This is a genomic window from Flavobacterium xizangense, assembly GCF_054075145.1.
The window spans coordinates 883,554-903,184 of sequence record NZ_JBSIPG010000002.1; the positions used below are offsets into that span (position 1 = coordinate 883,554).

At 34.9% G+C, this 19,631-nt stretch carries 14 protein-coding genes; 11 read left to right on the top strand and 3 right to left on the bottom strand.

Features of this window, described 5'->3' with window-relative positions:
* Nucleotides 1–7: 7 nt before the first annotated feature.
* Nucleotides 8–3,193, bottom strand: a complete 3,186-nt coding sequence (locus ACWA1B_RS09485) for a SusC/RagA family TonB-linked outer membrane protein (protein WP_456906254.1) — start codon at nucleotides 3,191–3,193, stop codon at nucleotides 8–10.
* Between the two features lie 298 nt (nucleotides 3,194–3,491).
* On the opposite strand from ACWA1B_RS09485, the gene ACWA1B_RS09490 reads away from it, so the two are divergent.
* Nucleotides 3,492–3,956, top strand: a complete 465-nt coding sequence (locus ACWA1B_RS09490) for a DUF1456 family protein (protein ID WP_456906256.1) — start codon at nucleotides 3,492–3,494, stop codon at nucleotides 3,954–3,956.
* Nucleotides 3,957–4,140: 184 nt separating this feature from the next.
* Here ACWA1B_RS09490 and sucC read toward each other — a convergent pair whose 3' ends face one another.
* Nucleotides 4,141–5,334: an ADP-forming succinate--CoA ligase subunit beta gene (gene sucC / locus ACWA1B_RS09495; protein WP_456906258.1), complete on the bottom strand. Its 1,194-nt coding sequence runs from the start codon at nucleotides 5,332–5,334 to the stop codon at nucleotides 4,141–4,143.
* A gap of 416 nt (nucleotides 5,335–5,750) precedes the next feature.
* Between sucC and gltB the strand changes: the two genes are divergently transcribed.
* The 4 genes from gltB (at nucleotide 5,751) to ACWA1B_RS09515 (ending at nucleotide 14,349) form a co-directional block, all read left to right on the top strand.
* Nucleotides 5,751–10,268 carry a glutamate synthase large subunit gene (gene gltB, locus ACWA1B_RS09500; RefSeq protein WP_456906504.1) on the top strand — a complete coding sequence of 1,506 codons (4,518 nt, stop codon included), beginning with the start codon at nucleotides 5,751–5,753 and terminating at the stop codon, nucleotides 10,266–10,268.
* Between the two features lie 130 nt (nucleotides 10,269–10,398).
* On the top strand, nucleotides 10,399–11,853 hold the full coding sequence (locus tag ACWA1B_RS09505; protein WP_456906260.1) for a glutamate synthase subunit beta: 1,455 nt from the start codon (nucleotides 10,399–10,401) through the stop codon (nucleotides 11,851–11,853).
* Nucleotides 11,854–12,463: 610 nt separating this feature from the next.
* Complete coding sequence (gene lysA / locus ACWA1B_RS09510) at nucleotides 12,464–13,756, top strand: diaminopimelate decarboxylase (RefSeq protein WP_456906262.1); 1,293 nt, start codon at nucleotides 12,464–12,466, stop codon at nucleotides 13,754–13,756.
* Between the two features lie 278 nt (nucleotides 13,757–14,034).
* On the top strand, nucleotides 14,035–14,349 hold the full coding sequence (locus ACWA1B_RS09515; protein ID WP_456906264.1) for a GIY-YIG nuclease family protein: 315 nt from the start codon (nucleotides 14,035–14,037) through the stop codon (nucleotides 14,347–14,349).
* Nucleotides 14,350–14,791: 442 nt separating this feature from the next.
* Here ACWA1B_RS09515 and ACWA1B_RS09520 read toward each other — a convergent pair whose 3' ends face one another.
* Entirely contained in the window at nucleotides 14,792–16,000 is a 1,209-nt protein-coding gene (locus ACWA1B_RS09520) for an MFS transporter (RefSeq protein ID WP_456906266.1), read from the bottom strand.
* A gap of 100 nt (nucleotides 16,001–16,100) precedes the next feature.
* Between ACWA1B_RS09520 and ACWA1B_RS09525 the strand changes: the two genes are divergently transcribed.
* The 6 genes from ACWA1B_RS09525 to ACWA1B_RS09550 all read left to right on the top strand — a co-directional run bounded on the left by ACWA1B_RS09525 (nucleotide 16,101) and on the right by ACWA1B_RS09550 (nucleotide 19,628).
* Nucleotides 16,101–16,919: an AraC family transcriptional regulator gene (locus tag ACWA1B_RS09525; protein WP_456906268.1), complete on the top strand. Its 819-nt coding sequence runs from the start codon at nucleotides 16,101–16,103 to the stop codon at nucleotides 16,917–16,919.
* 68 nt (nucleotides 16,920–16,987) lie between these two features.
* The gene (locus ACWA1B_RS09530; protein ID WP_456906270.1) at nucleotides 16,988–17,437 is read left to right on the top strand and encodes a hypothetical protein; all 450 of its coding nucleotides are present in this window, start codon (nucleotides 16,988–16,990) and stop codon (nucleotides 17,435–17,437) included.
* A 98-nt stretch (nucleotides 17,438–17,535) separates the two neighbouring features.
* A complete protein-coding gene (locus ACWA1B_RS09535) occupies nucleotides 17,536–17,901 on the top strand; it encodes a hypothetical protein (protein WP_456906272.1) in 366 nt (121 codons plus the stop codon).
* 71 nt (nucleotides 17,902–17,972) lie between these two features.
* Nucleotides 17,973–18,590: a hypothetical protein gene (locus tag ACWA1B_RS09540; protein ID WP_456906274.1), complete on the top strand. Its 618-nt coding sequence runs from the start codon at nucleotides 17,973–17,975 to the stop codon at nucleotides 18,588–18,590.
* Nucleotides 18,591–18,714: 124 nt separating this feature from the next.
* Nucleotides 18,715–19,182, top strand: a complete 468-nt coding sequence (locus ACWA1B_RS09545) for a DUF1572 domain-containing protein (protein WP_456906276.1) — start codon at nucleotides 18,715–18,717, stop codon at nucleotides 19,180–19,182.
* Nucleotides 19,183–19,262: 80 nt separating this feature from the next.
* The gene (locus ACWA1B_RS09550; protein WP_456906278.1) at nucleotides 19,263–19,628 is read left to right on the top strand and encodes a hypothetical protein; all 366 of its coding nucleotides are present in this window, start codon (nucleotides 19,263–19,265) and stop codon (nucleotides 19,626–19,628) included.
* Nucleotides 19,629–19,631 lie beyond the last annotated feature (3 nt).

Here is a 19,631-nt window from a genome sequence, read left to right on the forward strand (position 1 = left end):
TTTATAATTATAAAGTTAAAACAACATTTAAACCAATAGATCTAGAGTTTGGCAATTGGGCCGTTTCTATAAATGGTGTAGTTGATGTATTGTAAGATTGAAGTTCAGATGGATCTATATCACGATTTGCGGCATAAATCAGCCAAAGATTATTCGCATAAACAGCAATATTAATTTTCTGGAAAGGTGTCTTTTGCAAAGTGCTTCTTTCCAAAGTATAGCCAAATCTAAGTGTTCTTAATTTTACATACGAAGCATCTTCTAAGAAAGGCTCAGTAATTGCTCGAATGTTTGACCAATATGTTCTAGTACTCACACGGTAAGCAACATCAGCACCAGTCGTACTGTCTACGCCTTCTACCAAAAGTCCTCCTGAAGTTGGAGTTACTGTAGAATTTAGCATTGCTCCTGTAGCAATACTTGCGCCAGTAGTAGCGTTTACGATAGGGTCTCTCTTTGGATTTCCTAAATCATTGTCACCAACTGTTTCAATACCCACTCCTGTCCTATTAATCAATGAATTAGAAACAGAATAGTATTTACCACCTTCTTGGAAATCAAATCCTAAACTTAAATCAAAGTTTTTGTATTTAAATGAAGTTGTAAGACCTCCAGTATAGTTTGGCAAAACATTACCTAAAAATACACCTAATTCTCTAACATATGCTCCCGCAGTAGTTAATTTTGGTTTTCCGTTATCATCTCTTGCAATTCTACTTCCGTAAATAGCCCCCCATTTTTCACCCACTTGCTCAACCAACTGAACGTTACCCATGTTTGAGTTTCCAGACTGAATAATATTTCTTGTAATTCCTGGAGCAATAGCTACTACTTGCCTGTCAAGAGTTGAATAGTTTGCACCAATATTCCATTCAAATTTATCTGTTTTAATTGGTGTTCCAGACAATGCAATTTCAACCCCTTTGTACGTTTGTTTTCCTCCGTTTAGAAAAACGCCACCAATTCCTGTTGAAGCATCCAAGTCTACTCGATATGGTAATTCATTATCTAATCTGTCAAAATAAGAAACATCTAATGAAAGTCTATTATTAAAGAATTTCAAATCTATACCATATTCTTTTTCTTCACGATTTCCACCTTTCAACCTTGGGTTACTAGGTGTTGATTGTGTTGACGAAGTTGGATAAGTACCGTAAGGCGTTCCGATTCCGTAAATAGGGCTTGTTAAATAAACTCCAGGAAACTGAGGCGCCATTGCATAACCAGCTCTTAATTTACCAAACGTGAAAAAGTTATTTTCTGGAATAAATTTAGAGAAAACAAAACTTCCAGAAATACCATAAGTAGCTAATTTATTATCGTTTACATCTGCAGTAGAAGCAAAATCATTACGATAAGAACCATCAACATACAAGAAATCATCATAACCTACAGAAGCTGTTAAAAAATAGGCACGATTTTTTGTTCTGTATCTTTTATTATCAATAAGTGGAGTTCCTACAGAAGTACTGATACTGTAGAATCCTTCTGAAACTAAACCTCCAACCGTACTACTATTCATGTATGTTCGATCATAAAATTGATATTCGAAACCTAAATTTCCTGTGATATCAAATTTGTTGATTTTCTTTTTATAATTTAAAATACCTGAAATTTCATCTTTATTAGTGATTTGAAGACTTTCCTCATAAGAAGGAACTTCGGCACCACCCCAAGCTTTGTAGATATCATAATAATTGTTTCCAATATATGTTTTTCTAAGCTCTACAGTAGCTGCCAAATCATCAATAATTTGGTAAGAACCGCCAATTTTACCATTAAAAGATTTTTGGTCTTCGTTGTTTGGTTGCTCGTATTGATCAAAAAATGGAGAATTCCAACCTATAGATTTTCCATTTGTTGGGCTAGTTCTGTTCCAAGTTACAATTTTACCATTCATACGATAATTTCTTAAATCGTCCATGTTTAGTTGTCTTTGAAACCATTGTCTCAAACTTGCAACCGCTGGCAAGATTAAGTTTTTATCATTATATCCCTTAGTTTGTCTATCTTGAAATAAAACAGTTGAGAATACTTTGAATTTCTTACTCAAACTAGCTTCCATAGTAAGATTTACATCATATTGGGTTCTAGCTGTATTTGGCACAATACCTTCTTTATCTGTTCTAGTGATACCAAAGTTTATAGAATAATCTTCACCACCTTTACTAGCAGATAAACTAGATCTTTTGGTAACTCCAGTATTGTAAAAATCTTTAACATTGTTTTTGTTTGGAGAAAAAGGAGTTAGTTTACCAAATTCTGGAGTACCTTCTTCCCAACTATTCCAAGCACGTACCATTTGACCTTGCATTCTTGGTCCCCAACTTTCGTCAGCAGTATAATCTACAATTTCTTGACCATTAAAAGCGGCGAAGGATGCTGGATCTGTTGCTGGATTATAAGTATACTTTGGAAAAGTTTGAGAATAGCCTCCACCGTACTCATTTTGAAACTCAGGCAATCCATAAGCATTTTCTAATGAAGAACTTACATTAAACTCTACTGTTGTAGCGCCTTTTTTCCCTCTTTTTGTTGTAATTACAATTGCACCGTTTCGACCTTCTGGTCCATAAAGCGCTGTTGCAGACAAACCTTTTAAAGTATTGATACTTTCTATGCTTTCTGGATTAATATCACTAATAGCGCTTACTTTGATGTTATCCACTACATACAATACTCCTGTATCTCCACGAAGTCTAAGCAAAGAGGTTCTAAAATCCCCGCTTGGCGAACCTTGAAATTGAACACCTGCAATTTTTCCAGCCAAAGCATTATTAATATCTGTTTCTCTCACCGTTACAACATCTGCAGCTCTTACTTTTTGCGTAGCATAACCAAGTGATTTTTCGCTTCTCTTCAGACCCAAAGCGGTTACTACGACTCCGTCAAGCTCTTTTGCATCAGAAAGCATCTTTATATTTAATGTTGCACCAGCTACAGTAGCTTTCGTTGATTTGAATCCGATATATGAAAAGACTAAAACAGAACCTTTACTGGCACTAATTTGATAATCTCCGTCAAATCCAGTCGTAGTTCCGCCTGAGCCTCCCTCTTCGTGAATATTAACTCCTGGCATAGGCATTCCTGCCTCATCAGTTACTGTTCCTTTGACCGTTATTTTTTGCGCAAACAAAATGCTCGAAGCAAATAAGAACAAAACGAATGAAAAGATAAAATTCTTTTGTTTCATAAACTTTAGTTAAAAAATGGTTAATAAATTGGTTCGTTAATATCGCAATTTAACATTTTATATCATTAAAATGCGTTTTTATAAGAAAAGACATTAAAAATTTTATTAAAATACGCATTTTAATGCAACTAAAATGCATAAAACAGCAATAATAATAATTTAACTCCCCAATCTTCAATAAGTTAGAAAGTTCAACAACTCTTAATTTTAATTTTAAGAAGCAAAATCATCAGAATTAAAATTTAACATGAGCAACAATTTTAGCAGATTGTACCGTACCTTTGTAAAAAATAAAACAATGACGAATAACGATATACTTAAAAAACTTCGCGTGGCTTTGATGCTCCGTGATGACCAAATAGTTGAAATTTTAGAATTAGTTGATTTTAGAATTTCAAAATCAGAATTGGGTGCTTTTTTCAGAGCTGAAGATCATCCCAATTATATGGAATGTGGCGACCAGGTTTTACGCAATTTCTTAAACGGATTAGTGATTCATTTAAGAGGAACGAAAGAAAACCCTAAAAACCCAACAGATGTTTTAGCAAAACATAAAGCAGAGATTCCGAAGAAAGAAACTTCAAAAGAAAGACCTGAGTTTAAAGCTAGTCCAAAAGATTCTGAAAAATATAGAGGCGACCAAAGTTCATCAAAGTTAGGTTCAGCAGCTGGAAAACCTAAAAAGAAAGCATTCCCAAAAGGAAATGGAAAACCAGTTATTGTAGAAAAAGTAGTTTTCAAAAACGGGAAGAATAAGAAATAATTTTAACCGCTAAGAACGCTAAGAATTACGCAAGGTTCGCAAAGTTTTTATTTATAAAGCTTTGCGAACCTTGCGCGTTATAGACTAAGTTTAAAAAAAAATTTGCGTGCTTTGCAGTTAAATCACAAAAAAAATCCACTCCTTTCGGAATGGATTTTCTATATAAATTGATTTCTTATTTTAATTAAGAAAGAGCAGCTTTAACTTGGTCAGCAGCTTCCTGGAATTGAACTGCAGATAAGATTGGCATACCAGAGTTGTCAATTAATTCTTTTGCAATTTCAGCATTTGTTCCTTGCAAACGAACGATAATTGGCACTTTAATAGCGTCACCCATGTTTTTGTAAGCATCAACAACACCTTGAGCAACACGGTCACAACGAACGATTCCTCCGAAGATGTTAATTAAGATAGCTTTTACGTTTGGATCTTTCAAGATAATTCTGAAAGCTGTTTCAACACGTTTTGCGTCAGCAGTTCCTCCTACGTCAAGGAAGTTAGCAGGCTCAAAACCAGCATATTTAATTAAATCCATAGTTGCCATTGCAAGACCAGCTCCGTTTACCATACATCCTACAGTACCGTCAAGGTCAACATAGTTTAGACCAACTTCTTTAGCTTCAACTTCGATTGGATTCTCCTCACGGATATCTCTCATTTCAGCATATTTAGGTTGTCTGTATAAAGCGTTATCGTCGATGTTAACTTTAGCATCAACAGCTAAGATTTTGTTATCAGAAGTTTTTAAAACTGGGTTAATTTCAAACATAGAAGCATCAGAACCAATGTAAGCATTGTAAAGTGCGTCGATGAATTTAACCATTTCTTTGAAAGCATTTCCAGAAAGACCTAAATTGAAAGCAATTCTTCTAGCCTGGAAACCTTGTAATCCAACATTAGGATCAACTTCTTCAGTAAAGATTAAGTGTGGAGTGTGCTCAGCAACTTCTTCGATATCCATTCCACCTTCTGTAGAATACATAATCATGTTGCGTCCTGTACCTCTATTCAATAAAACAGAAACATAAAATTCAGAAGTTTCACTTTCTCCAGGATAGTAAACATCTTCTGCAACTAATACTTTATTTACTTTTTTACCTTCAGGCGGAGTCTGAGGTGTGATCAACTGCATTCCGATGATTTGTTCTGCTAACTCTTCAACTTGCTGTAAGTTTTTTGCCAGCTTAACTCCACCACCTTTTCCACGACCACCTGCGTGAATTTGTGCTTTTATTACGTGCCATCCTGTACCAGTTTCGGCAGTTAATTGTTTTGCAGCAGCTACAGCTTCAACCGCATTATTAGCCACAATTCCGCGTTGAACGCGTACTCCGTAACTTGCTAAAATTTCTTTTCCTTGATATTCGTGTATGTTCATAATATAGAATTTGTCTGGTTCTGAATTTATTTCAGAATAAAAGTGCGACAAAAGTAGCAAAATTCAACTTAATAGTAAAATCTTTTTCCAATTAAAAAATGAGGCAATTTGTTATTAATTAGATAATCTTTTTTAAAGCAAATTAATCGTTAACGAATTGCATTGAAAAAGTTAACACAAAATCACTATATCGTTTGATATTTAACAAAAAAACCTATGGAATTCTAGGGCTGACGACGATTTTTCCTAATATTATTTAAATGTTATTATGATTTTATCATTTCGCAATGCCTTAAATAATATTATTATCATTTAAGAACCGTTTTTCTAATATTACGACAAAAATGAAAGCAAAAGCACAATTTCAATACATTATGTTTAACGAAATCTTTATTTTTGTAGAAAAAATATCAAGAATGAAAGTTAAAGAACAAGGGCTCTATTTGCCTGAATTTGAACACGACAATTGTGGTGCAGGATTTATTTGTAATTTGAATGGTATTAAGTCAAATGATATTATTCACAAAGCATTGGACATCTTAATAAAATTGGAACATCGTGGTGCCGTTAGTTCTGATGGAAGAACTGGAGACGGGGCTGGAATTTTATTTGATATCCCACATGCATTCTTTAAGAAAGTGTGTGACTTTGAAATCCCTGAAACGCGTGAGTATGCAGTAGGAATGGTTTTTTTACCAAAAAGCAAAAACCAGGTTTCTTTTTGTATTAATGCATTTGAGGCTACTATTAAAGACCAAAACTTAAAAGTTTTAGGTTGGAGAGATGTACCAGTTGACGTTGAAAATTTAGGTGAAATCGCCGCAGAAAAAGAACCAACAATTAAACAAGTTTTCGTTTCTAAAAACGGACAAGATTTAACTGAACAAGAATTTAATGCAAAACTTTTTGCAGCTAGAAAAATTGCTGAACATGCCGTAAGAGGATCTAAAACCTCAGAAAGCCATATGTTTTATTTTACTAGTTTATCGACAACTACTATAATATATAAAGGTCTGTTGATGCCGGAAGACATCAGCCGTTATTATATAGATTTGAAAGATCCGGACCTGGTGACTCGTCTTGCACTTGTACACCAACGTTTCTCTACCAATACATTCCCATCTTGGGACTTAGCTCAGCCGTTTAGATACATGTGTCACAATGGTGAGATCAATACACTTCGTGGAAACGTAAGCCGTATGCGTGCTCGTGAAGAGCTCATGCAGAGCAAAGTTTTTGGCGAAGACATCAAAAAATTATTCCCAATTATCTTAGAAGGAAAATCAGATTCTGCTTCTATGGATATGGTTATCGAACTTTTATTAATGACTGGACGTTCTCTTCCAGAGGCAATGATGATGGTAGTTCCTGAAGCTTGGGAAAAACACCAAACAATGTCTCCTGAAAAAAGAGCATTCTACGAGTTTAATGCTTGTATTATGGAGCCTTGGGATGGTCCTGCTTCTATTCCGTTTACAGATGGAAATGTAATTGGAGCTTTACTAGACAGAAACGGTTTGCGCCCTTCTCGTTATACATTAACGAAAAGCGGATTCGTAATTATGTCATCTGAAATTGGTGTATTAGACATCGATCCAGAAGATGTAATTCAGCACGGTCGTTTAGAGCCAGGAAAAATGTTCTTGGTTGATATGAACGAAGGCCGTATCATCGAAGACGAAGAGGTTAAGAAAGCGATAGTTACAAAACGTCCTTACAAACAATGGGTTGACGAAAACTTATTGCCATTAGCGAGCGTTCCTTACACAAACAATCCAACTCCTGTTGAAAAATTAGATTTCGTAACAAGACAAAAATTATTTGGCTATACAATTGAAGATTTAAAAACAATCATCAATCCAATGGGTAGCGACGGAGCTGAAGCAATCAGCTCTATGGGTAATGATACACCTTTGGCTGTTCTTTCAGATCAACCTCAGTTGTTGTACAATTACTTCAAACAATTGTTTGCTCAGGTTACAAACCCACCGTTGGATGGTATTCGTGAGGAAATTATTACCGACATCAGTTTAGCGATTGGTGGCGATTTCAATATTTTCGAAATTGAATCGAAACAATGTAAAAAATTAAAAATCCAAAATCCGGTTATTTCTAATGAGGATTTGGATAAAATCAGAAATATCGATCACGCAGATTTCAAATCGGCTACTATTTCTACTTTATACAAAATAGAAAAAGGAGTTAACGGTTTAGAACGTGCTCTTGAAAAATGTGTTCAGGCTACTTTTAAAGCGGTTAATGAAGGATGCAACATCATTATCTTATCGGATAGAGGTGTAAGTGAAGAATTAGCTCCAATCCCAATGTTATTGGCTTGTTCTTACATTCATCACTCATTGAATATTTTACAGGTTCGTTCTAAATTCGGCATCATCATCGAATCTGCTGAACCACGTGAACCTCATCATTTTGCCTTATTGTTCGGATACGGTGCAAGTGCCATCAACCCTTACATGGTAAACGAAATCATTCACGATCAGGTTGAAAAAGGTTTCATTACAAAAGTAAAAGCGGATTATGCAGTTGTGAACTACAACAAAGCGATTGCAAAAGGAATCGTGAAAATCATGAACAAAATTGGTATCTCTACTTTACATTCGTATAGAGCTGCTCAGATTTTTGAGATTTTAGGTTTAAACAAAACATTTACATCTAAATACTTCCCTTACACTCCATCTAGAATTGAAGGAATTGGTTTAATGGAGGTTGAAAAAGAGGTTAAAAAACGTTTCCAAAAAGCTTTCCCAAATTCAAAAGTGGCAAGTTTGCTTTCTCTTGAAATTGGTGGTATTTACAGATGGAGACGTGGTGGTGAAAAACACATGTTTAACCCAACCACTATTTCTAAATTACAACAAGCGGTTCGTTTAAACAGCCCTGAAAGTTATAAAGAATACTCAAATGCAGTAAACGAGCAAAGCTCGAACTTAATGACCATCAGAGGTTTATTTGAATTCAATAATTTGGATCCAATTTCGATTGACGAAGTAGAACCTTGGACAGAAATTGTAAAGAAATTCAAAACTGGAGCAATGTCTTACGGTTCTATTAGCCAGGAAGCACATGAGAACTTAGCTATTGCAATGAACAGAATTGGAGGAAAAAGCAACTCTGGAGAAGGTGGAGAAGACCCAAGACGTTTCCAGAAAGAAATTAACGGAGATTCTAGAAATAGTGCGATCAAACAAGTTGCATCAGGACGTTTTGGCGTTTCGATCAACTATTTGACAAACGCTAAAGAAATTCAAATTAAAATGGCTCAGGGAGCAAAACCTGGTGAAGGCGGACAGTTACCTGGAGAAAAAGTAGTGCCTTGGATTGCTGAAACGAGAAATTCTACGCCTTATGTAGGTTTGATTTCGCCTCCTCCTCATCACGATATTTATTCTATTGAGGATTTATCTCAGTTGATTTACGATTTGAAAAATGCAAACCGTGAAGCACGCGTAAACGTAAAATTAGTTTCTGAAGTTGGAGTTGGAACTATCGCTGCCGGTGTTGCCAAAGCAAAAGCTGACGTTATCTTAATTTCTGGCTATGACGGAGGAACGGGAGCTGCACCTTTAACATCTTTACAGCACACCGGTATTCCGTGGGAACTTGGTTTAGCCGAAGCACAGCAAACTCTAATCTTAAACGATTTAAGAAGCCGTGTAGTTTTAGAGTGCGACGGACAGTTGAAAACAGGTCGCGACGTTGCCATCGCAGCTTTATTAGGAGCTGAGGAATTTGGTTTTGCGACTGCACCGCTTGTAGCTTCTGGATGTATCATGATGAGAGCTTGTCACTTAAATACCTGCCCAGTTGGTATTGCCACTCAGGATCCTGAATTGAGAAAAAATTTCAAAGGAACTCCAGAGCACGTAATCAACTTCATGTATTTTATTGCTGAAGAGTTAAGAGAAATCATGGCGCAATTAGGTTTCAGAACTTTAAAGGAAATGGTTGGTCAATCACAAAAATTAAATGTGAACAAAGCGATCAAACATTATAAAGCAAATGGGTTAGATTTATCACCAATTCTATACAAACCGGAAAAAGCGAAAACACAGCCAAATCACAATACAACTCAACAAGATCACCAACTTGAAAATGTATTGGATTTTGACATCATCAAAGAAGCGATTCCATCTATCTATAGAAAAGAGAAAACAAGAGTAACCTTTAAAATTAAAAATACAGACCGTTCTGTAGGTGCTATTTTGAGTAACGAAATCTCAAAAATCTACGGCGCGCAAGGATTACCTGATGACACTATTTTAGTTGATTTTGAAGGTTCTGCCGGACAAAGTTTTGGTGCTTTTGCAACAAACGGATTGTCATTTAAAATTCACGGAAACTGTAATGATTATTTAGGAAAAGGGCTTTCTGGAGGAAAATTAATTGTAAAAGTACCTCCTACTGCAACTTTCAAACCTGAAGACAATATCATTATCGGGAACGTTGCCCTTTACGGAGCTATTACCGGAGAGGCTTATATTAATGGAATGGCCGGAGAGCGTTTCTGTGTGAGAAATTCTGGAGCAACAGCAGTTGTGGAAGGAATTGGAGATCACGGTTGCGAGTATATGACCGGTGGTACAGTAGTAGTTCTAGGAAAAACAGGAAGAAACTTCGCAGCTGGTATGAGTGGCGGTGTAGCTTATGTTTACGATCCAAATAAGAAATTCGATTCGACAGTTTGTAACATGGAAATGGTTGCATTCGATCCAATGGAAGAAGAGGACGTTACTAAACTAAGAAAATTGATTAAAAATCATTCCTTGTACACAAGCAGTCCATTAGCAAAAAGAATTTTAGCAGACTGGGAAAACCAACAACAGCACTTCGTAAAAGTAATGCCAACTGATTACAAAAAAGCATTACAAAGAATTGCAGAAGAGAAAAAAATAGAAGAATTAATAGCGGGATAAATGATTTGAGAATTCAGATTTTAGATTTTAGATTTATTTACGATGTCTTCCTGAGCGAAGTCGAAGGATGAAATTGGAATTTGGAATTTAAGAATTGGAATTTTAATCATTTAGATTTAATTAAAATGTCATGGGTAAAATAGGCGGATTTAAAGAATATAACAGAGCCGATGAAAGTAACTTAGCAGTAGCAGAACGTGTTTCGAACTACAATGAATTTACTATTCCGGTACCAAAAGATAAACTAAAAGAACAAGGATCAAGATGTATGGACTGTGGAATTCCTTTTTGCCACAGTGGTTGTCCGTTAGGGAATTTAATTCCTGACTTCAACGACATGGTGCATCATGAAGAATGGCAAAGTGCATTAGAGATTTTACAATCGACTAATAACTTCCCTGAATTTACAGGACGCTTATGCCCTGCTCCATGTGAGAAATCATGTGTATTAGGAATCATCAAAGATCCGGTTTCTATCGAAAACATCGAGAAAAGCATTGTAGAAAGAGGTTTCGCTGAAGGATGGATTAAACCACAGCCACCAAAAACAAGAACTGGTAAAACGGTTGCTGTTATTGGTTCAGGACCTGCAGGTCTTGCAGCTGCTCAGCAATTAAACAGAGCCGGACACACAGTTACTGTTTTTGAAAGAGACAACGCAATTGGAGGTTTATTACGTTACGGAATTCCAAATTTCAAATTAGAAAAAGGAATTATCGACCGTCGTGTAGCTATTCTTGAAGCAGAAGGAATCACTTTCAAAACTAACGTAAACGTTGGTGTTAACTTCAGCGTTGAAGAATTAAACCAATTTGATTCTATCGTTTTATGCGGGGGAGCAACTGAAAGAAGAAGCTTGCCAACTAAAGGAATCGAAAGCAAAGGCGTTGTTCAGGCAATGGATTTCTTGACACAACAAACTAAAGTTTTGTACGGAGAATCAATTCCAGATCAGGTTAAAGCAACTGGTAAAGATGTAATCGTTATTGGCGGTGGAGATACTGGTTCTGACTGTATTGGAACTTCAAACAGACATGGAGCAAAATCGGTTACTAACTTTGAGATTTTACCAAAACCTCCAGTTGGAAGAAGCGAGTCAACTCCTTGGCCTTTCTGGCCGTTGCAGTTAAAAACATCTTCTTCTCACGAAGAAGGTTGTGACAGAAACTGGTTAATCAACACTAAAGAATTCATTTCTAATGACAAAGGTGAATTAACTGGATTAAAAACGGTTGAAGTACAGTGGAAAATGACTCCAGGTCAACGTCCTGAATTAATCGAAAAAGAAGGTTCTGAGAAAATCTGGCCTTGCGATTTAGCTTTATTGGCTCTTGGGTTTACAGGTCCAGAGAAAACGTTAAGCGAGCAATTAGGAATCGAAATTGACGCAAGAAGCAACTATAAAGCACATAACTATCAAACAAACGTTCCTCACATCTTCACTGCTGGTGATATGAGAAGAGGACAATCATTAATCGTGTGGGCTATTTCAGAAGGTCGCGAAGCAGCAAGAGAAGTAGATTTATTCCTTATGGGATCTACAAACTTGCCTACTAAAGGAAAAGGAGATCTTCCTAGCCTATAAAAACTAAACAAAAATACAACACATACTACCAACAAACCCTTGAATTAATAATTCAGGGGTTTTGTTTTTTTGCCACAGATTATTTTTTTCGCCACGACCCGAGCGATAGCGAACTGGCGAAGCAATTCACGAATTATTCTAATATATATCACTTAAAACTATTCTTTCCTTTAAATTTCACGAATTATATTCTAAACATGCCAATAGTCATTCAGAATAAAAAATTAAAATAATCCGTGGCGGAAAAATTTTCTCATTTTAAAGCATCACAATTGGCATTTTAGTAAACATAGTTCCCGCTTTCGGCTATATCTCTCCGTTCCACTGCGAGGATACCGCCTCAATCGGGGCTAAATTCAAACATTTGGCTTCTTTTAAAAATTAGGATAAAAAGAAATACATTTAATTAGTGTAATTCATAAAAAAAACAATTTCAACAGCATTTAAGAATAAGTTAAATTCGTGAATTGCTTCGCCAGTTCGCTATCGCTCGGGTTGTGGCAAAAAAAAACTTAGTATCTTAGCATCTTAGAACCTTAGCACCTTTAAAAAGGTTATAAAAATCCAAAACAAGCAAGTTTTTGTTTAAAATAAAACAATTTGTTATATTTTGTTATTTTTCTACAATTTATTTGCTGATACACAAAAGAGTAATAACTTTGCCCAAAATGATTTAAAAATGCAAGCAAAAGATTTACTGCAGTTAGCAGACCAATTTGGAAGTCCATTGTATGTTTACGATGCCGAAAAAATCCAATCTCAGTACAACAGGTTAACTAAAGCTTTCTCGAAGGTAGAAAACTTGAGAGTTAATTACGCCATGAAGGCATTGTCGAACGTTGCGATTCTTCAGTTATTAAAGAACATGGGGTCTGGCTTAGACACTGTATCAATTCAGGAAGTTCAGTTAGGACTTCATGCTGGCTATGAACCCGAAAGAATTTTCTTTACACCAAACGGAGTTTCTCTAGAAGAAATCGAAGAAGTTGCCGCAATGGGTGTACAAATCAATATTGACAATTTATCTATTTTAGAGCAATTCGGAACAAAACATCCACATATTCCAGTATGTATTCGTATCAATCCACACGTAATGGCGGGCGGAAATGCTAATATTTCTGTTGGACATATCGATAGTAAATTCGGAATTTCTGTTCACCAAATTCCGCATATCTTGCGAATTGTTGAAAATACAAAAATGAGCATTGTCGGAATTCACATGCACACAGGATCTGATATTTTAGATATCGAAGTATTCTTGTATGCTGCTGAAATCTTATTTGATACAGCTAAACATTTCAAAGATTTACAATTCTTAGATTTCGGAAGCGGATTCAAAGTTCCTTACAAAAAAGACGATATCGAAACAGACATCGAAGAATTAGGTAAAAAATTATCTAAAAGATTCAATGCTTTCTGTGCAGAATACGGCAGAGATTTAACGTTGATTTTCGAACCAGGCAAATTCTTGGTGAGTGAAGCAGGTCATTTCTTAGTAAAAGTAAACGTAGTAAAACAAACGACCTCAACAGTTTTCGCTGGAGTTGACAGTGGTTTCAACCACTTAATTCGACCAATGTTTTACGGATCTTCACACCATATCGAAAACATCTCAAACCCAAAAGGAAAAGAGCGTTTTTACTCAGTTGTAGGATACATTTGCGAAACAGATACTTTTGCAAACAACCGCAGAATTCAGGAAATTACTGAAGGCGACATTTTATCTTTCAGAAACGCCGGAGCATACTGTTTCTCTATGTCTTCAAACTATAATTCAAGATACAAACCAGCCGAAGTTTTATGGATGAACGGTCAGGGAATCTTGATTCGTCAAGCTGAAACATTTGAAGATTTACTTAAAAATCAAATTCCGTTGCCACAAGAAATTGCTGCAACAGTTTAAAATAAAAAAAAAGAGAATATCAATTGTTGAAATCCCGTTCCCGAAAGGTGAATGGGATTTCTTTTTGCCCAATATTGTTATTTCGACGAAAGAGAAATCTTCACAAGTAACTCCATGAAGTAATTATCATTCAGTAATCAATGTGAAAGTTCACGCCCAGTTTGTCATTTCGACGAAGGAGAAATCCTCGCAAGTAACTCCGTAAAGTGCATCAAACAAAACACATTAAAAAGAAAGAAAAATCTTAAATAAATATTTTATCTTTCGTCAAAAAAAAAATGCAACACCAAGAAGGCTATCACACATACTACGTATACATTCTCACAAATAAATACAAAACCGTTTTCTACACAGGAGTTACAAATAACTTAAAAATTCGTTTAAGCCAACACAAAGAAAACACTACAACTTCGAACAAAACCTTTACATCAAAGTACAAGGCTACATTCTTGCTATATTATGAAAAGTTCACTTGGATTCAAGAAGCAATTGCTCGAGAAAAAGAAATAAAAGATTGGCGCAGGGAAAAGAAAATTGAACTGATAAAGAATATTAATCCCGATTTAGAATTTTTAAATTATTTATTTGAATAATACATACTTAATGTTTCCAATCTTTGTAGAGCTACTTGCGAAGATTTCTCCTAACGTCGAAATGACAAGATTGGGTATCACTGAAATTTTAGAAAAATCTTTCCATGCAATATTTCCAATCTTTGTAGAGCTACTTGCGAAGATTTCTCCTGCGTCGAAATGACAAGATTGTGGATAATTGGGGTCTGAACCGAATCGTAGTAATTCATTTCTATCTCTAAGCGTCATTTCCAATCTTTGTAGAGCTACTTGCGAGGATTTCTCCTTCGTCGAAATGACAAGATTGGATATTACTAGGACCCAAACTTCAACTCCAAAACATAAAAACACACATAATTTTCTCATCCAGAAAAACTATGTGTGCTCAAATAAAATGAAATGTCTTTTTCAGACAATCCAAATCCTTCCCGATAGCTATCGGGACTATGTGTTTAAAAAAAATCTAAACTTTCTTCCTCCCCTCAATATTCGGCAAGAAACCAGTAATAACACCAATCAAAGGCAGAAACGCACAAATTTTAAAAACATATTCTATACTCGTTGCATCGGCGATTTTTCCTAGAACTGCAGAGCCTAAACCTCCCATTCCGAAGGCGAATCCGAAAAAAAGACCGGCTACTAACCCAACTTTTCCTGGCAATAATTCGGTGGCGTAAACTAGAATTGCAGAGAATGCCGAAGAAAGAATCAATCCGATAATTACAGATAAAGTTCCGACCCAAAATAAATCTACATAAGGTAACATCAATGTAAACGGCGCAACTCCAAGAATTGAAACCCAGATTACATATTTTCTTCCAATACGGTCGCCAATTGGACCACCAATTAAAGTTCCGGCTGCGACAGCTCCAGAAAACAAGAATAAATAAACTTGTGATTGCTGAATTGAGATATGGAATTTATCAATTAAAAAGAACGTATAATAACTCGTAATACTACTCATGTAAAAATATTTAGAGAAAATCAAAACCAATAAAATAATCAACGAACCAATCACTCTATTTTTAGACAAATGATGTGTTTCGATTTTAAGTGCGGCTTTATTGGCATTTCTTTCAGATAAATGTTTCGTATACCAAAGTGCAATTTTATACAAAGCAAAAATTCCGACTAAAGCAATAATACAAAACCAAGCCACATAACTTTGTCCGTGCGGAATGATAATAAAAGCGGCTAATAAAGGTCCGATGGCGCTTCCGGCATTTCCTCCCAATTGAAAAATAGATTGTGCCAATCCTTTTTTTCCGCCTGAAGCCAAATGAGCAACTCTCGAAGATTCCGGATGGAAAATCGAAGATCCAATTCCGATTAAACTTACTGATAATAACAGAAATGTAAAACTTGAAGCAATCGAAACCAGAAACAATCCGGTCATGGTGAAACACATTCCGACAATCAGCGAATAAGGTTTTGAATTTTTATCGGTATACATTCCCACAAACGGCTGTAGAATTGAAGCGACGATTTGATACGTAAAAGTGATAATTCCGATTTGAGAAAAACTCAGTCCGAAATTTTCTTTAATAAGCGGATAAATTGACGGAACTACAGCCTGCAAGAGATCATTAATTAAATGCGAAAAGCTGATTATAAAAAGTATTGAATATGTTGTTTTTTTAATTACTTCTGGTTGTACTTTAACGTTTTCCATGAATTGTTTTTAGGTTAATCTTAATTTTAAAAATAACAGCTGTATTATTTATTTACAAAATTGAAATAAATTACAATGTCAAAATTGCTATATTTGGACAATGAATAATCAGATTCGGACATATAGAATGGCGCAGGATTATGGATACCAAGTTGATCCATCGATACCTGTTATAGGTTATACCGAAACGGTAAACAATGAAATGTGTATTTCGCATTCGCATCCCAGAGCGCAGCTTATTTATGCGACGCGTGGTGTCATGCATGTTGTGGTTGGCAATCATATTTGGGTTGTGAATCCGTTGCAGGGATTATGGCTTCCGAGCGGTGTTGAACATCAGGTTACTTTTCAGAAAGACGTTAATTATTACAGCGTTTTTATAGATCCATCTGCGACTAAGGGATTGCCAACAAACAGTTTTTCTTTTGATATTCCGATGTTCTTGAAACAACTGGTTTTCAAAATTATTTCTTTTGGAACAACTGGAAATCTAACCGATTCGCAACTAAGAATTATTGCTGTTTTTCTAGACGAAATGGCGCAGATTGTTCCAAGTGCCACTTTTTTACCAACCACAAATAATGAAAGACTGCAAAAAGTTGTCGAACTTTTAATGAGTGACGTCGCGAGTAAAAACACCATTGATCATTATGCTGAACTTTCGTTTATGAGCAGCCGAACTTTATCGCGTTTATTCATCAAAGAATTGGGAATGAATTTCAGCGATTGGCGGACTCGCCTAAAATTGCTTGAAGCTATAAAAAGATTAGGCGAAAAACAATCCATAAAAGAAATCGCGCTAGATTTAGGTTATGAAACCGCCAGCGCTTTCATTTTTATGTTCAAAAAGCATTTAGGAAAAACGCCTTCTAATTATATTTTAGAAGATGAAAATGATACGGATAAAATATCGGCTTAGCGTTTTTCCGATTGCTTTAAACTCAAATAAAAAAACTATTTTAGCTTAGCAAACCCAAAAACCAAATCATGAAAATTACTATTTCCCTATCGGCATTATTTTTACTGCTTACAACCAATTTATGCAGCCAAACTATCGCGGATTTAAAGTTAAAACCAAAAGAAATTCCCAAAGCTTATACTTTTAACGACGGTAATATTTGTATTACTCCTCAAGCCTGCACTTTTTACAACGACATTGAAACCTACAGCAATATTGTTGGAACAGTAAAGAGCAAAGCGATTCAGAATTTTAGAAGCAAAGGCGATCGTGGTTCGATTATGTATTTTGAATTTGAACACGTTTTTAAAGGTGATAGATTTCTGCAAGGATTACTTTGGGGAAAAGACGGCCAGCCAACAGACGAACATCCTGAAGAATATGTCGTAAAAGGAAAATTTCTAATCATTTGGAGTTTCAAACCTGATAGTGTTTTAAAGGAAAAATCAGAAGAAAAAATAGAAAAACTGTTGCCGTAAAACATCGAAAAGCATCTAAAGAGTAAATTAACTTCATTTAGAATTCATCTTTTCGAATTACTTTTGCACTTGCAACACTTCATCTTAAATAATAAAAAATGAAACCACAAATACGAATTCTTTCTTATTCAATACTTTTCTTTTTATATCTAATTTCTACACCGATTATTTTAAAGATTGGCGAAAAATTAAAAACTGATCCTTTTGTAACTTTAGGATTCGGTTATGCGGTTTTCAATATTATTTACGCATTTATAGCTTTAAAATGGAAACCTTTATTGAATGTAATCTATGCTATTGCAATTGCATCATTGGCGTTATTTCTTGCTTTGAAGTTTACAAATTTGCATTTGCTTTTCGAATATGATCCTTATCAGGTAAAAACGGCTATACTTGCTAATGCTGTTTTCGCTATTATTTTTTGGGAGATTGTTTATCAGGTGAAAATTAGAATGAAAAAATAACTTTTTTCAATTCGCTCTAGCTTCACTTTTTTATATTTTTTAAAATCCACTTTCCAAGAAATAAGTAAATAATGAAACTAAAATCACTCCTAATATTGCTAATCCTGTTTCAATTCTCATGCAAAGACAAAAGGGAAAAGCAAGTTGAAACATGGAATAAACGAGTTCAGGAAATCACAATTCAAACAAAAAAAAGTAATGTTTTTGATTTTCAAAAGTTTATAATCTCAAAAGGGAAAATTGGAGAAATAAAAATAGGAATGCGTATTAGTGATGCTGAAAAATTCATAAATCAATTGACTAAAACAAAAGCTGAAGCTTACGATTTTGGTTTTGACGGAGGCGGATTTGCCTATATTTATTCTTTAAAAAACGAACCTGTTATAGCATTAATTCCGAAAAGAGATTCGGATGAAATTTTAGCAATCACTGCTTTAAGCAAAAACCTAAAAATGAACAATGGTTTGCATCCAGAATCTACTGTTGCTGAAATACAACAAAAATATCCGGATATTAAAATTAATCAAGATATAATGATGGATTGGGAATTTATGCAAGACCCAAAAAACAATCTGCAATTTATATTTATGACAAATGAAAATAACCAAATTGGAGAATACTCCGAACTCGAAATACCTTCAGAACCAAAAAGAATCGATATAAAAACGGATTGGATTGAAATCAGATAAAAATCTACTCATTTAAAAATACTTACTGCAATTCAGAATATAAATCTACCTCGACAACAGCATTTTACAAACGTAATTTCTTAAATTAGCTTATAAACATTTCTAACGAAAATTTTATTTGACTATGAAAAATACTTCAGAAATTGCAAATCGATTTAGAGAAATTATTTTGAACGGAACCTGGGTTGCCAACACTAATTATAAAGATCAGCTCGAAAATCTGGATTGGAAAATAGCCGTTGCTCCGCTTCAAAACTTAAATACCATTGCAATTCTGGCGCAGCATATTCATTACTACATTAGCGGAATAAATCAGGTTTTTAAAGGCGGAACTTTGGATATAAAAGACAAATTCAGTTTTGACTTTCCTCCTATTCAATCTCAACAGGAATGGGAAATCTTTCTAAATAAATTTTGGGATGCAGCTGAAGAATTTGCTTCTTTGGTGGAACAAATGCCTGATGAAAAACTAGACGAAGGTTTTGTTGATGTAAAATACGGCACTTACAGAAGAAATATTGATTGTATGATTGAGCACAGTTATTATCATCTAGGACAAATTGTTTTGATTAAAAAGCTATTATCAAACTAAAAAATAAAGACTTAACTTTTAATTCTCTTTCAAATCAACAGAAATCCTTAATTTTAAAATTCAACTTTAAAACTTTAGTAATGAGAAAAATATTTTTAGCATTTGTATTTTTAATCGGATTATCTGCCACGGCTCAAACTTCTAAAGAATTAATTGGAAAATGGCAATTGGTAAAATGGACGAAAAACGGTAAAGAAAAAGATATTCAAAAACGCTTTAAAACAGATCAGGTTTTTCAGATTTTTAGAGAAAATGGCGATTTCGAAAGTGTAATTGGCGATGAATCTCATAAAGCAAAATGGAAATTATCAAGCGACAATTCTCAGTTGACGATCGTTTCTGTTATTTTGCCGGTTGTTTTTAAGATTAATTCTTTTGACAGCGAAAAACGCAGTATTTCAAACCCTGAAGTGGGCACTTTTGAGTATAAAAAAGTAAGTAACTAAATC